Below are 14,934 nucleotides of genomic sequence, written 5' to 3' on the forward strand. Positions count from 1 at the left end.
CTGTCGGCGATGTTCACCCACGGCCAACGGGTCGGGTTCGACCCGCCCGACGCCCTGCACGACACCGCCGCGCAGGCGCTGTCCACCACCGACGCCCTGGTGTCCGTCTACCCCGACGACACCGAGGTTCTCGGTCTGCGTGCCGTCATGCGGCTCGGCCTGGCCCGCCGGCCGGGTCGAGTCGACGCGCGGGGCGTCGCACTCCCGTCGGCGGAGGTGGATCGGCGGCGATGGGACCGGGCGCTGCTGGCGCAGGGACTCGAGGACGCCGCTGCAGCGGCCCCCGGGGCGGGACGGTTCTCGCTGGAGGCGGTGATCGCCGGATTGCATTCCGCGCCCCCGACGTTCGCCGACACCGACTGGGCCCGGGTCACCGAGCTGTACGGGGCGCTCGAGGCGATCTGGCCGTCACCGGCGGTGACCGTCGCCCGACTGGTCGCCGCGTCGTACGCGGGCCGGCCGGCCGACGAGGTGGCACGTGCGCTCGAGCGGATCGTCGATGCCGGGCCGTCGTTCGCGGCCCGCGACGCGGCATTCGCTCTCGCCGATCTCGAATGGCGGATCGGACACGTCGAGTCGGCGACCCGGCGCTACCGGGACCTCGCGGAGCTCGACCTCCCCGAGCCGGTGCTGCGGTTCTGCCGAGGGCGCAGCTGACGATTAGGTCTCGGGAGGCTCACCGTGTCATCTCGTCGGCGAGGACGTCGAGGGACACCCCGCCGAGTGCCAGTGCGCGGGTGTGAAAGTCCTTCAGCGACCACTCCGGGTGCATCGCCAGCGCGTCGTCGCGGGTCTGCTCCCAGACCCGTTGTCCCAGTGCGTAGGACGGGGCCTGCCCGGGCCAGCCGAGGTAGCGGTGCAGTTCGAACCGCAACACCGCACGGTCCATGGCCACCGACTCGGTGAGGAACTGCCACGCCTTGTCCGCATCCCAGATGCCGCCGCCGAGATGCTGCGGCGCGGGTAACCCGCAGTGCACGCCGATGTCGACCACCACCCGCGCCGCGCGCAGGCGCTGCGAGTCGAGCATGCCCATCAGGTCGCCCGGATCGTCGAGCCACCCGAGCTCACCCATCAGCCGTTCGGCATAGAGCGCCCAGCCCTCGCCGTGACCGGAGGTGAACGACGCGAGCTTGCGCCACCGGTTGAGGTCGTCGCTGACGATCGCCGAACCGAGCTGCAGATGATGGCCCGGCACACCCTCGTGGAAGACGGTCGTGGTCTCCTGCCACGTGTGGAACACGCTCTGTTCCGGCGGAACCGACCACCACATCCGGCCCGGGCGGGTGAGGTCGGCGCTGGGCTGGCTGTAGTAGATGATCCCGGTCGACGACGGCGCCAGCCGGCATTCGAGCCGGGTCAGCCGCGGCGGGAGGTCGAAATGAGTGCCCGACAGACCCTCCACCGCGCGGTCGGACAGATCCTGCATCCACGCGACAAAAGCATGACGGTCGTCGATCGCGTACTGCGGCAACGAGTCCAGGTACTCCATCGCGCCGGGGATCGACCCGTCGGCGACGAGTTGGGCGGCGATGCCGGACTGCTCGGCGATGATCGCTCCGAGCCGTTCGGCCGCCCACGCGTAGGCCTCGTCGGGGTCGACGTCGGCGCCGAGATAGGCGGGAAGGAAGCGCCGATACCGGTCGCGCCCGACCGCGTCGACCGGCGACGCGGCCGGAGCCACCTCGGTGCGCAACACCTCGGCGAGTGCGGCGAACGCGACGTGCGCATCGTCGAGGGCGGTGCGCAGAACACCGGAGAGCGCGGCGTCCGCGGCGATGGCGGCCGTATTGGTGGCGATCGCAGCGGCAGCGTCGTCGGCCTGGGCGGCGACGAGTTCGGCCTGACGCCGGGCATGCGGAGGGCCCTGCGCCACCCGCTGGCGTAACCCCGCGATGACCGAGTCGACGCTTCCTCCGACGGCGCGCAGGCGCGCGACGAAGATCTCGCGGGCCTCGGCCGAGTCGGTGGGCATCAGGTCGAACACATCCCGGATGGCCTGCAGCGGAGACGCGATGACGTTGCAGTCGCCGACCCGCTCGCCGGCCTCCTCCAGAGCGATCTCGCGCCGTAGCGACGCGGTCATGGTGGCCACGGTGACGCGGTCGACGTCGTCGACGACCGGTGCCGCGGCCAGCTCACGCAGCGCCTGCCGCGCCGCCGACGCCCGGGCGTCGGCACCCTCCGGGGACCAGTCGGGGAGCAGATGGTCATGTCCGACGACGCCGACCTCGGTGGCGAAGACCGGATCGAGGCGCGCGCAGTCGGCCAGGTACGCCTCGGCGATCCGGTCGATCTCGGTGGGGATACGCGGCGCGTCGCCGCCGGAGTGGCTCACAGGTCGTTGGTCGCGAACGTGTCGCATCGTCGGGGATCGCCGGAGCCGTATCCGATGCCGAACCATCGGGAACGTTGGGTCGCCGACCCGTGCGTCCAGCTCTCGGGGTTGGAACCCGCTCCCTGGATGGTGTCGTCGCCGATTGCCTTCGCGGTCTGGATCACACTGTCGATCTGGGCTTGCGTGAGCGGTTCGAGCATCGCGTCGGGTCCCTTGTCGGCGCGATAGGCCCACACTCCGGCCAGACAGTCGGCCTGCAGCTCGATGCGAACCGACCCCGAACGCGGGCCCTGCGATCCCATCCGGTTCCCCTTCGCCAGCACCCCGGTCAGGTTCTCCACGTGGTGACCGTACTCGTGTGCGACGACGTACTCCTGCGCGAGCGGACCGTCACTACCACCCATCTGCTTGAGAACCGCGAAGAACGACGGGTCGAAGTACGCGGTCTGATCGGCGGGACAGTAGAACGGGCCGGTGGCCGAGCTGGCGGGGCCGCAGCCGGTGGCGACCGAGCCGGAGAAGATCTTCGTCTGCGGTGGCGCATATCCCGGCATCAGGTCCGACCACACGTCGTTGACGCTGTTGACGGTCGCCACGATCCGGCAGATGTCGTCGGTGTTGGCCTTCTCGATGGTGCAGGATTCGATGTGTGCGTCGATCGCCGCGTCTCCCTGGGTGAGGACCTGACCCGAGCCGTCGCCGGCGCCGCCGGTCAGCGAGCCGGGATCGATGCCGAGGAACAGGGCGACAAGGGTGATGATCAGGCCGGCGCCGCCACCGATCGCGATGCGGCCCATGCCGCCGCCCCCACCACCCGAGACGGTACTGGTGTCCAGGGGGCCGCCGCCCTGAAATGTCATGTTGCTCCCCTCGCACCTTCGCCGTGGCCATCGCAGCACGCCGGACCGATCCCGGCCGGGCGGACCGTCTCGGCACGGTCGAGCATATTCGCGGACGACCGGGTTCGGATCCACGTCAGACCCGAAAGTAGGATGAGCCGAGTTCATCGTTTCTCCACCCTGGAAGGACTTCGAGTGCTCCGCACGCATCTGGCCGGTTCGCTTCGCCGAGCCGACGCCGCGCAGACCGTCACCGTCACGGGCTGGGTCGCCCGCCGACGCGATCACGGCGGCGTGGTCTTCATCGATCTGCGGGACCGCTCGGGACTGGTCCAGGTGGTGTTCCGGGAAGAAGGGGTCGCCGAGGCCGCCCACCGGCTACGCGCCGAATTCTGCGTCGCGGTGACCGGTGTCGTCGAGGAACGCCCGGCGGGTAGCGAGAACCCCAACCTCGCCTCCGGCGAGATCGAGATCAACGCCGTGGACCTCGAGGTGCTCAACGCGTCCGCGCCGCTACCGTTCCAACTCGACGAGGTGCCGGGCGAGGAGGCCCGCCTGCGCCACCGCTACCTGGACCTGCGGCGCGAGGGCCCCGCGCACGCGCTGCGCCTGCGTTCCAAGGTGAACGCTGCGGCGCGCGCGGTGCTCGACGACCACGACTTCGTCGAGGTCGAGACACCCACACTGACCCGGTCGACGCCCGAGGGCGCCCGTGACTTCGTCGTGCCCGCACGACTGCAGCCGGGGACGTTCTACGCGTTGCCGCAGAGCCCTCAGCTGTTCAAGCAGCTGCTGATGGTTGCGGGCATGGAGCGGTACTACCAGATCGCGCGATGCTACCGCGACGAGGACTTCCGGGCCGACCGGCAACCCGAGTTCACCCAGCTGGACCTCGAGATGAGTTTCGTGGACCAGGACGACGTCATCGCCCTGTCCGAGGAGATCCTCGCCGCGCTCTGGCGGCTCATCGGGGTGGAGATCACCACCCCCATCCCGCGGCTGACCTACGACGACTCGATGCGTCGGTTCGGCACCGACAAGCCCGACCTGCGCTTCGGGCTCGAACTCGTCGAATGCACCGAATACTTCTCCGACACCCCGTTCCGGGTGTTCCAGGCACCCTACGTCGGCGCGGTCGTCATGCCCGGTGGCGCGTCGCAGCCGCGCCGCCAGCTCGACGCGTGGCAGGAATGGGCCAAACAGCGTGGGGCCAGGGGCCTCGCCTACGTCCTCGTCGGCGAGGACGGCACGCTCGGTGGGCCGGTCGCCAAGAACCTGTCCGAAGCCGAACGGGACGGGCTCGTCGCCCACGTCGGCGCGAACCCCGGCGACTGTGTCTTCTTCGCTGCAGGGCCCGCCAAGACCCAGCGCGCGCTCCTGGGGGCGGCGCGGGTCGAGATCGCGAACCGGTTGGGACTCATCAAGCCCGGCGACTGGGCGTTCACCTGGGTGGTCGACGCACCACTGTTCGAATCGGTCGACGAGGCCACCGCGTCCGGTGACGTCGCGGTCGGCACGGGCGCGTGGACGGCGCTGCACCACGCGTTCACCGCACCCAAGCCCGAGTCGCTCGAGACGCTGGAATCCGACCCCGGTTCGGCCTACGCCTACGCCTACGACATCGTCTGCAACGGCAACGAGATCGGCGGCGGATCGATCCGTATCCACCGTCGCGACGTCCAGGAGCGTGTGTTCGCCATCATGGGGATCGGTCACGACGAGGCGCAGGAGAAGTTCGGCTTCCTCCTCGACGCCTTCGCCTTCGGCGCGCCCCCGCACGGCGGTATCGCCTTCGGCTGGGACCGCATCACCGCGCTGCTCGCCGGCGAGCATTCGATCCGCGAGGTGATCGCCTTCCCCAAGTCCGGTGGCGGCGTGGACCCGCTCACCGACGCGCCCGCGCCGATCACCGCGCAACAGCGCAAGGAGTCGGGTATCGATGCGAAGCCGGTGCCGCGGCATCGGCCGCACAGCGACGGTGAGGTCGCCGTCGAGGGCGTGGAGGCCGGTGGAGGTGCCGCGCGAGCGTGACCGGCGGTTCCCGGTATCGTCGCGCGCACGGTATCGGGTACGTGACGCAGCACGCTATATTGGGCATCCGGTCGTCATATGTGATGTGATTTCACACCATGACGATCAAGGTGGCCCTTGAGCATCGCACGAGTTACGCATTCGACCGCGCGGTCAAGATCTTTCCTCATGTGGTGCGTCTGCGACCGGCCCCGCACTCACGTACCCCCATTGAGGCATATTCGCTGAAAGTTGAACCGGGCGAACACTTCCTGAACTGGCAGCAGGACGCGTTCAGCAACTACATGGCCCGGCTGGTGTTCCCGGAACCGTCGAACACGCTGTCGATCACGGTCAGCCTGGTCGCCGACCTCACCGCGATCAACCCGTTCAACTTCTTCATCGAGGACTGGGCCGAGAACTACGGCTTCGAATACCCCGACGAACTGCGCGAGGACCTGGAGATCTTCCTGCGGCCGGTCGGCGTGACCGAAGGTGAGTTCGCGGGCGCTCCGATCCACCCGGCGGTCGCCGAGTTCGCGGCGGCGCACAAGCCGACCGGCAAGATCCGCATCATCGATTTCCTGGTCGCGCTGAATCAGGCCGTGCGCAATGCGGTGGGCTACACCGTCCGGCTCGAACAGGGTGTGCAGACACCCGAGCACACCCTGTCGAGCGCCATCGGATCCTGTCGTGACTCCGCCTGGCTGCTGGTCGCGCTGCTGCGCGAACTGGGACTCGCCGCGCGGTTCGTGTCCGGCTACCTCGTGCAGCTGACCTCCGACGTCAAGTCGCTCGACGGACCGTCGGGTCCGGACGCCGACTTCACCGACCTGCACGCGTGGACCGAGGTCTACCTACCCGGAGCCGGCTGGGTGGGGATGGACCCGACGTCGGGGCTGTTCGCCGGCGAGGGACACATCCCGCTCGCCGCGACCCCCAATCCCGGCGGCGCGGCGCCGATCACCGGCGCCACCGGCCCCTGCCACGCGACGCTCGACTTCTCCAACACGGTCACCCGGTTCCACGAGGATCCGCGGGTGACCCTGCCCTACACACCCGAGCAGTGGGATCGGGTCGTCGACCTCGGAGCCGCCGTCGACGCCAAGATGAAGGCCAACGACGTGCGGCTGACGATGGGCGGCGAACCGACCTTCGTCTCCATCGACAACCAGACCGATCCGGAATGGCTGACCGACGCCGACGGCCCGCACAAGCGCCTGCTGGCCTCCGATCTGGCCGCCCGGCTCAAGGACGCCTATGCGCCGGACGGGCTCGTCCAGCGCAGCCAGGGCAAGTGGTACCCGGGAGAGCCGTTGCCGCGGTGGCAGATCGCGCTGATGTGGCGCAGCGATGGCCTGCCCATCTGGAAGCGGTCGGAGCTGCTCGCCGACCCGTGGTCGACCCAGGACGACGCCGCCGCCTGCATCGAGGCCGAGACCTTCGGCAACACGCCGGGGGGCGTCGACGGTGGGGTAGGGATCGCCGACGCGAAAGCGCTGCTCGCCGGTGTGGCCGCGACGATCGGTCTGCCGCCGTCACAGGTGATGCCGGCCTACGAGGATCCGCTGGTGCGAACGGAGGAACTCGCCGCCCTTCCGCCCGGGGATCCGGGCAGTGATCCCACCGTCCTGACCGCACGGCAGGCGGCGGTGTGGGCGCGCGCAGTCGAAGCGAGTGACGACGAGGACTTCGACCTGACACCCCCGAAGGACTCGACCGAGGCGCGCCGCAAGCTGCTGGCCCGACTGGATTCCTCGACGGCCGAGCCCGTCGCCTACGTCCTGCCGCTGAGCCGGTCCGAGGACGAGACGGCCTGGCAGAGTGCCCGCTGGACCACCCGCCGCGGACATCTCGTGCTGACCCCCGGAACCTCGCCCGCCGGTCTGCGTCTGCCGTTGAACTCGCTGTCCTGGGGGCCCGCGCCGGTTCTGTTCGAGGCCGATCCGTCGACACGTCCGGAGGCCCTGCCGGCGGATCCGGCGCAGGCGCTCGGCACGATCGTCAAGGAGGTCGACCCGGCCGCGTTCGTGCCGCGGTCGGCCATCGTGGCCGAGGTGCGCAACGGTGTGCTGCACCTGTTCCTGCCGCCCTTGGCGAAACTCGAGGAATACCTCGCCGTCGTCGAGTTCATCGAGGAGTCGGCGGCGGCGATCGACACCCCGGTCGTCATCGAGGGCTACGGCCCACCGTCGGACCCACGCCTGGTCAGCCTGACCGTCACGCCGGACCCCGGCGTGATCGAGGTCAACATCCAGCCGACCAATAGTTTCGCGGAACAGTCGGAGCTCCTGGAATCCCTGTACGACCATGCGCGCCGGGCTCGGCTCGGCACCGAGACCTTCGACCTCGACGGCAGCCACGGTGGCACCGGCGGAGGTAACCACATCACCCTCGGCGGGCGGACCCCGGCCGACTCGCCAATGCTGCGGCGCCCCGATCTGCTGGTGTCGATGCTGACCTACTGGCAGCGGCATCCGTCGTTGTCGTACCTGTTCAGCGGGCGGTTCGTGGGCACCACCTCGCAGGCTCCCCGGGCCGACGAGGGGCGCGAATCCGCGCTCTACGAGATGGAGATCGCGTTCGCCGAGATCGACCGGCTCGCCGTGAAGGGCGACCCGGCCCGCGGTGTCGACGCCCCACCGAATCCGTGGGTGACCGATCGGGCCCTGCGTCACCTGCTCACCGACATCACCGGCAACACCCACCGCGCGGAATTCTGCATCGACAAGCTCTACAGCCCCGACTCGGCGCGCGGCCGCCTCGGGCTGCTGGAACTGCGGGCGTTCGAGATGCCCCCGCACCACCAGATGGCGATGGTGCAATCGCTGCTGGTCCGCTCGCTGGTGTCGTGGTTCTGGGAGCACCCGCATCGTTCCCGGCTCGTGCGCCACGGAGCCGACCTGCACGGCAAGCATCTCCTGCCGCATCATGTGATCGCCGACATCGCCACGGTCGCCGAGGATCTGCGGGAGGCCGGCTACCCCTTCGAGACCGCGTGGCTGGATCCGTTCACCGAGTTCCGTTTCCCACGTCTCGGGACCGTGTCGATCCGCGACCACGAGGTGGAACTGCGCGGGGCGATCGAGCCCTGGAACACACTCGGCGAGGAATCGACCGGAACCGGTACGGCCCGCTATGTCGATTCGTCGATCGAGCGTGTGCAGGTCCGCGTCATGGGTGGCGAGGACGACCGTTTCATGCTGACCTGCAACGGCTTCCCGATCCCGCTCGCCCCGACCGGGCGCAGCGGCGAACGGGTCGCGGGTATCCGATTCCGCGCGTGGCAGCCGCCGAGCGCACTGCACCCCACGATCAGCATCGACACCCCGCTCACCTTCGATCTCGTCGACACCGTCGTCGGTCGGTCGGTGGGCGGCGCCACCTACCACATCGTGCATCCAGGTGGACTCGCGTATGCCCGCCCGCCGGTCAACGCGGTCGAGGCGGAATCGCGCCGTAACGGCCGATTCGAGGCCGCCGGACACACCAGCGGTTCCGTCGACATCGGACTGCTGCGCGAGCGGCAGGCGCGTATGGCGACCGATATCGGTGTCCCGGCAATCCTCGATCTGCGCCGGGCACGTACAGTGCTCCGGTGACTGTTTCGTCGGGCAGCCCGGTAGGTGGTGCTCTGCCGGGGGTGTTCGACAGCTATCGGCCCGCCGATTCGGCCCTGTTCGACATCTCGACGTTCGGTGCCGGCGGCGCACCCGGTGCCGCGGTGTCGGCACCGTACGACGAGATGCTCGACGCCAGCGGGCGGCCGCGCACCGCGTGGGCCGACCTGGTCACCGGATACGGTGACCGGGGCAGCATGCGGCTGACGGCTGCCGCTGCTCGGCTCACCGCTGCGGTCAGCGACGACGGTGTCATCTACAACGTCTACGACGGGGCCCAGACGGTCGCCCGGGACTGGGTGGTCGACCCGGTGCCGCTGGTCATCGACGGGGCGGAATGGTCGGAACTCGAGAAGGCCATCACCCAACGCTCGACGCTGCTCGATCTGCTGTTGCGTGACCTGTACCGGGATCAGCGGACGCTGACGTCGGGTCTGATACCGCCCGAGATGGTCTTCGGTCACCCTGGCTATATCCGCAAGGCCGCGCGACTGGAGGTCCCGGGACCGCACGCCCTGTTCATGCATGCGCTCGACCTCGGCCGCGCACCCGACGGCGGATTCGAGGTGTATGCCGACCGCACGCAGGCGCCGTCGGGAATCGGGTTCGCCATCATCGACCGGCGGCTGGTGTCGCGGGCTTTTCCGCAGTTGTTCCAGTCCTGTGCGCCCCGCCCCATGACGATGTTCGCCGGGACGTTGCGACTGGCGCTTTTCGACTACGCCCCGCCCGGTGTCGACGACCCGACGGTGGTGGTCCTGAGCCCCGGCAGCATGTCCGAGACGGCCTTCGACCAGGCCTTCCTCGCCGCGGTGCTCGGCTTCCCGCTCGTGGAGGGTGCCGATCTCACCGTTCGGGACGGTGTGGTCTACATGCGGTCCCTGGGTAAGTACAAACGCGTCGACGTGCTGTTGCGCCGCATCGACGCCGAGTTCGCAGATCCGCTGGACCTGCGGACGGATTCGCGGCTCGGTGTCGCCGGCCTGGTCGAGGCGATCTCGCGTGGCAACGTGACCGTCGTCAACACCCTCGGCAGCGGGGTCCTGGAGAATCCGGCGTTGCACACAGTGCTCGAACGGCTCGCCCCGGTGCTCCTCGACGAGGAGCTCATCCTGCCGTCGGTGCCCACCCTATGGGCGGGTGACGAGTTGCAGCGCACCAAGATTCGCGCTGACATCGACCGTCTCGTCCTCACCAACTTCCGCACCGGCGAGGAGGTGGTGGTGCCACTGGTCGACGCCTTCACCCGCGACGGTCTGCTGGCCCGGATCGATGCCGAGACGTGGCAGTGGGTCGGCCGGTCACTGGAGTCGTTCTCGGTGGCACCGACGATGACACCGGGACGGTTTTGGACCCCGCCGCCGGACGGAACCGACCCGACAGTGGGCGTGGTGCGCGCGGCGCCGGTGGCGTTGCGGGCGTTCAGTGTCGCCCAGGGACCGACATACGCGGTCATGCCCAGCGGCCTCGGCTCGGTGCTGGCCGACGGTCCCGGCGGCTCGGCGCTGCGTACCGTCGCGGCCAAGGATGTGTGGGTGACGTCGTCCGACGTCGGTGGCCACGTGTCGCGGAAGTCGTCGACAAAGGCCCCGACCGCCGAGGACACCATCTCGCTGCGCGCGGGACTGCCGTCCCGCAGCGAATACTCCGATGTGGCGGCGGCGGCGAGCCCCCGTGTGCTCGCCGACCTGTACTGGTTCGGCCGCTACGGCGAACGCACCGAGCAGGTCACCCGGCTGGCGAAGGTGGCGCGGGAGCGCTACCAGGACTACCAGTACCGGCCGTGGATGAGCGGGTCCGCCGCGGTGCCGATGATGCTGCACGCGGTGGCGACGGTGACCGGGACCGCCGTGTACCTGGACACCGCCGGACTACTGGGCGGGCACGAGGACGCGTCGACCGCGCAGGAGCGGGTCGACGCCGCGTTCGTCCGGATCGCCGAGCTGACCGCGGCGCGATCGGTGCCCGGCACGGTGGCCTACTCGGCGGACCGGCTGATCTCCACGGCACGCGCGATCCGCGATCAGATGTCGACGAGCACCTGGATGGTGCTCAAACCGCTCGAACGCGCCATCGAACGGCTCGCCACCGAGGTGCGGGAGGGCCGGACGAACCACAGCATCGTCGGCCGCGAACTCGACGCCGGCTCCGAACTCGAAAGCACCCACGACGAGGTCCTGCACGGCGTCCTCGCGCTCGCCGGCCTGCAGGCCGAATCGATGGTGCACGACGCCGGATGGCGGTTCATGGACATCGGGCGGCGTATCGAGCGGTCGGTCACCCTCGCCGACCTGACCGGTGCACTGTTCGCCGAGCAGCACGACCGCGAGACCGAGCAGTCGTTGCTGGAGTCGTTCCTGATCGCCAACGAATCGTCGGTGATCTACCGGCGGCGCAACCGGGGCCTCTACCGGTTCGATGCCGTGATCGAGCTGCTGTTCGTCGACGAGTCGAATCCCCGGGCAATGGTGTACCAGCTCTCCCGGATGCGGACCGACCTCGCGTCGGTTCCGGAGGAACTGCGGTCCGCGGCGGCCGAACGCATCGTCGAGGAGTTGATCGCCGAGCTGCGCCGGTCCGACCCCGTCGATCTCGCCGCCGCCAACACCGACGGCCGGCGGGAGGAACTCGCCGACCTGATGACCGTCCTGGCCGACGGGGTCCGCGAACTCTCCGACGTCCTCAGCAGGACCCGGTTCGCGCCGCCTCGCGAAGCCCAGCCACTCTGGGGTGGGGGTTACGAGACGTGACCTTCCCCGACAACGCGGTCGCGACCAGAAGTCGGCGATACCGCGTCTTCCACCGCACCTGCTACACCTACGACGACGTGGTCTCGTCGTCGTACGGACGCTGCTACCTCACACCGCGCGAGCTGCCGCACCAACACGTCCGCAGCGCCGAGGTGCGCATCGAACCCGAACCCGACGACTGGTCGACCGGCGTCGACGTCTACGGGAACAGCGATTCCTACTTCCACGTGCGCACACATCACGACAAGCTGCTGGTGACGGCGACCTCGATCGTCGACGTCGACCCGCCGGATCAGGGGCTGCTGCTCTCGCCGGCCGCTCTCGGTCCGTGGGAGCAGGCCCGTCCGGCCGCGCTGGGCACCGAGGGGGCCGGTGCGATGGAGTTCGTCCTCGACCTGTGTCCGCCGGAGATCACTCCTGCGGTCACGGCGTACGCCGCGCAGGTGTTCACGCCGGGCCGGCCACTGATCGAGGCGGTCACCGACCTCACCTCGCGGATTTTCCACGACTTCACCTACAAGTCGGGTTCCACGGCCATCAGCACCAAGGTCGACACCGTGCTGGCCCGCCGAATGGGTGTCTGCCAGGACTTCGCCCGCGTCGCGATCGCGTGTCTGCGGTCGGTGGGGCTCGCCGCGCGCTACGAGTCCGGCTACCTGGCCACCGACCCGCCGCCCGGGCGGGAGAAGATCTTCGGCGCGGACGCGAGCCATGCCTGGGCTGCGGTGTGGCTGCCCGGTAACCATTGGATCGCCTTCGACCCGACCAACGACAAGCTCGTCGACGAACGCCACGTCACGGTCGCCTGGGGCCGCGACTACGACGACGTCCCGCCCCTGCGCGGCGTCATCTACACCGAGTCCAAGAAGAGCCGGATCGACGTCTCGGTCGACGTCAGTCCGATCGGGACGGACGACGCACCCGCGACCTGAGTAGTCCACCCAACCGACATTGCGAGGCCGGATTCCGCGTCCACCTGCGGATTTCGTCGTCGTCGTGTTGCAGGTGGGTGACGACTGCTGACGCCGCACGACACGATTGGGTAGGTTGGTGGATGCCATGACGGTAATCACTGAAAGTCGTATCGCCAGTGTGGTGCGCGCGGCCGAGGCGCTGCTCTCGCACCGGGCCGCTTCTCCCGTCACCCTCGCCGATCCCGAAGACCTCGGCGGGAGCGGGCGTACTGTCGTCGTTCGCGCCCGGGTGGGCGCCAACCTGTTGTCGATGGATCGCACCCTGGTGATCAAGGCGTTGCCCGCCGACGAGGACCCCCGCGCATTCCACCGCGAACTGGCGTCCTACAAGTACGCGAACGCGCTGCCCAACGAGTCGCGACCGGGCCCGCAGCTCATCGCGTCGGACCCCGAGCAGCGCCTGCTCGTCCTCACCGATCTCGGCCACGGTCGTTCGATGGAGTCGCTGCTGTCGGGCACCGATGTGGTGGAGACATCGCATGCGGTCAGCGCCTGGGGCCAGGCGCTGGGGCGGATGCACGCGGCGACGGTGGGTGGGGAGGGCGACTACCTCGCGCTCCTGCGCCACGGCGCCCGGGGCTCCGACAACCTCGACATCCTGGGGGAGGCGGCGATCCGAGCGGTTGCCGAGGCCCCCGCACAGCTCACCCGACTCGGCGTCGACTACCCCGACGCGGTCTGCGACCGGCTGTCCGCGGCCTGTGCGCTGTTCGCCGACGGCGACCACCGCGCGTTCAGCCCCTCCGACGTCGGGCCGGAGAACATCCTGCTCAACGACGACGGCGTGCAGTTCATGGACTACGAATGGGGTGGATTCCGCGACGCGATGCTCGACGTCGCCTACGCGGTGGTCACCCTCGGCACGGCGCTGACCCCGTCGCTTGCCGCGCACCGCGGCGAACTCCAGACGGCGATGATCGACGCGTGGCGCTCCGAGGTGGTCGGCATCTGGCCGTCGCTGGGACACGACCGCGAATGCTCCCGCAAGATCCTCACCACCCGTCTGCTGTGGACCTGGCTGTCGACGGCGTGGATGCTCCCGCCCGACGACGACGGTCTCGCGGTGGAGGCCACCCACATCAGTCCCGCCGGATACGTCCACGACTGGGCGCTGCACACCAACGACCCGCGCGTGCTGGTCGCGCGCTGGACCGCGCTGGCCGCGGCTGCCGACCGGGCCGGCGACGCGGTGATCGGCGAGTTCGCGACCCGGCTCGGCGCGGCCCTGCAGCATACGTGGCTGGGCTGACCCGCTCACCATGGATGGACTGTTCGACCCGCCGACCACTGCGCCGGCCGCCGGTACGGGCGCGGGCACACTGACGTCGCAGCCGGGCGCGCATGCGCCGCTCGCGGTCCGGATGCGTCCGCAATCCCTCGAGGAGATCGTCGGTCAGGAGCATCTGCTGGGCCCCGGGTCCCCGCTGCGTCGCCTGATCAGCGGGTCGGGCGCCGCGTCGGTGCTGCTCTACGGGCCTCCGGGGACCGGGAAGACCACGATGGCCGCGTTGATCTCGCGGGCCACCGGCGGCCGGTTCGAGGCGCTGTCGGCGCTGTCGGCCGGGGTCAAGGAAGTGCGGGCCGTCATCGACGTGGCCCGGCGCCGCCTCATCGACGGGCAGCAGACGGTGCTGTTCATCGACGAGGTGCACCGGTTCTCCAAGACCCAGCAGGACGCCCTGCTCGACGCGGTGGAGAACCGGATCGTGCTGCTCGTGGCCGCGACCACCGAGAACCCGTCGTTCTCCGTGGTCGCCCCGCTCCTGTCGCGTTCACTGGTGCTGCGGTTGCGTTCGTTGTCCGACGACGACATCCGCGAGGTACTCGGCCGCGCCGTCGCCGATCCGCGGGGTCTCGACGGTCGGGTCGAGATCAGCGACACCGCGCTCGATCATCTCGTCGCGGTCGCCGGTGGCGACGCCCGACGCGCCCTGACTGCCCTGGAGGCCAGTGCCGACGCCGCGTTGCGCGACGATCCAGGGGAGTCCGGTGCAGACGGTGTGCGTCCGGTTCTCGAACTCGCCGACGTGGAGGCCGCGATCGATCGCGCGGCCGTGCGCTACGACCGCGACGGCGACCAGCACTACGACATCACCAGCGCATTCATCAAATCGATCCGCGGTTCCGACGTCGACGCGGCCCTGCACTACCTGGCCCGGATGATCGCGGCCGGGGAGGACCCGCGGTTCATCGCGCGACGGCTGATGATCCATGCCAGCGAGGACATCGGGATGGCCGACCCGATGGCGCTGCAGACCGCCGTGGCCGCCGCGCAGGTGGTGGCGCTGGTCGGGATGCCGGAGGCCAAGCTCGCGCTCGCGCAGGCGACCATCCACCTGGCCACCGCACCGAAGTCGGCGGGGGTGGTGTCGGCGATCGGAGCGGCGCTGGCCGATGTGGAGG

Annotated in this window: 9 protein-coding genes; 7 read left to right on the forward strand and 2 right to left on the reverse strand. The window is 69.7% G+C overall.

Annotated features, from left to right (window positions below; translation table 11 throughout):
* Positions 1–657 (forward strand): DUF6596 domain-containing protein (locus tag GORHZ_RS29790; protein WP_006338793.1); only part of this gene is annotated, 657 nt, incomplete at its 5' end.
* Between the two features lie 19 nt (positions 658–676).
* Here the strand turns inward: GORHZ_RS29790 and GORHZ_RS26880 are convergent.
* Together GORHZ_RS26880 and ypfJ are read right to left on the reverse strand one after the other, a co-directional pair.
* A complete protein-coding gene (locus GORHZ_RS26880) occupies positions 677–2,338 on the reverse strand; it encodes a DUF885 domain-containing protein (protein WP_006338794.1) in 1,662 nt (553 codons plus the stop codon).
* Positions 2,335–3,198 carry a KPN_02809 family neutral zinc metallopeptidase gene (gene ypfJ, locus GORHZ_RS26885; RefSeq protein ID WP_040533743.1) on the reverse strand — a complete coding sequence of 288 codons (864 nt, stop codon included), beginning with the start codon at positions 3,196–3,198 and terminating at the stop codon, positions 2,335–2,337. The genes GORHZ_RS26880 and ypfJ overlap by 4 nt, the downstream gene beginning before the upstream one ends.
* A gap of 174 nt (positions 3,199–3,372) precedes the next feature.
* Between ypfJ and aspS the strand changes: the two genes are divergently transcribed.
* From aspS to GORHZ_RS26915, 6 genes are all read left to right on the forward strand, one after another.
* The gene (gene aspS / locus GORHZ_RS26890) at positions 3,373–5,208 is read left to right on the forward strand and encodes an aspartate--tRNA ligase (RefSeq protein WP_006338797.1); all 1,836 of its coding nucleotides are present in this window, start codon (positions 3,373–3,375) and stop codon (positions 5,206–5,208) included.
* Between the two features lie 98 nt (positions 5,209–5,306).
* Positions 5,307–8,789, forward strand: coding sequence for a transglutaminase family protein (locus GORHZ_RS26895; RefSeq protein WP_006338799.1), 3,483 nt, complete (start codon positions 5,307–5,309; stop codon positions 8,787–8,789).
* Between the two features lie 41 nt (positions 8,790–8,830).
* Positions 8,831–11,557, forward strand: a complete 2,727-nt coding sequence (locus tag GORHZ_RS26900) for a circularly permuted type 2 ATP-grasp protein (protein WP_006338800.1) — start codon at positions 8,831–8,833, stop codon at positions 11,555–11,557.
* Entirely contained in the window at positions 11,554–12,489 is a 936-nt protein-coding gene (locus GORHZ_RS26905) for a transglutaminase family protein (protein WP_006338801.1), read from the forward strand. Before GORHZ_RS26900 ends, GORHZ_RS26905 begins: the two co-directional genes overlap by 4 nt.
* 127 nt (positions 12,490–12,616) lie before the next feature.
* A complete protein-coding gene (locus tag GORHZ_RS26910; RefSeq protein ID WP_040533747.1) occupies positions 12,617–13,780 on the forward strand; it encodes a hypothetical protein in 1,164 nt (387 codons plus the stop codon).
* A gap of 10 nt (positions 13,781–13,790) precedes the next feature.
* On the forward strand, positions 13,791–14,934 hold a 1,144-nt coding region (locus GORHZ_RS26915), incomplete at its 3' end, for a replication-associated recombination protein A (protein ID WP_006338803.1).

This window comes from Gordonia rhizosphera NBRC 16068, from assembly GCF_000298195.1.
GTDB lineage: Bacteria > Actinomycetota > Actinomycetes > Mycobacteriales > Mycobacteriaceae > Gordonia > Gordonia rhizosphera.

Coding starts and splice junctions, on each gene's coding strand:
- ypfJ (WP_040533743.1), bottom strand. CDS start 3,198: ATGACATTTCAGGGCGGCGGCCCCCTGGACACCAGTACCGTCTCGGGT.
- GORHZ_RS26895 (WP_006338799.1), top strand. CDS start 5,307: ATGACGATCAAGGTGGCCCTTGAGCATCGCACGAGTTACGCATTCGAC.
- GORHZ_RS26910 (WP_040533747.1), top strand. CDS start 12,617: ATGACGGTAATCACTGAAAGTCGTATCGCCAGTGTGGTGCGCGCGGCC.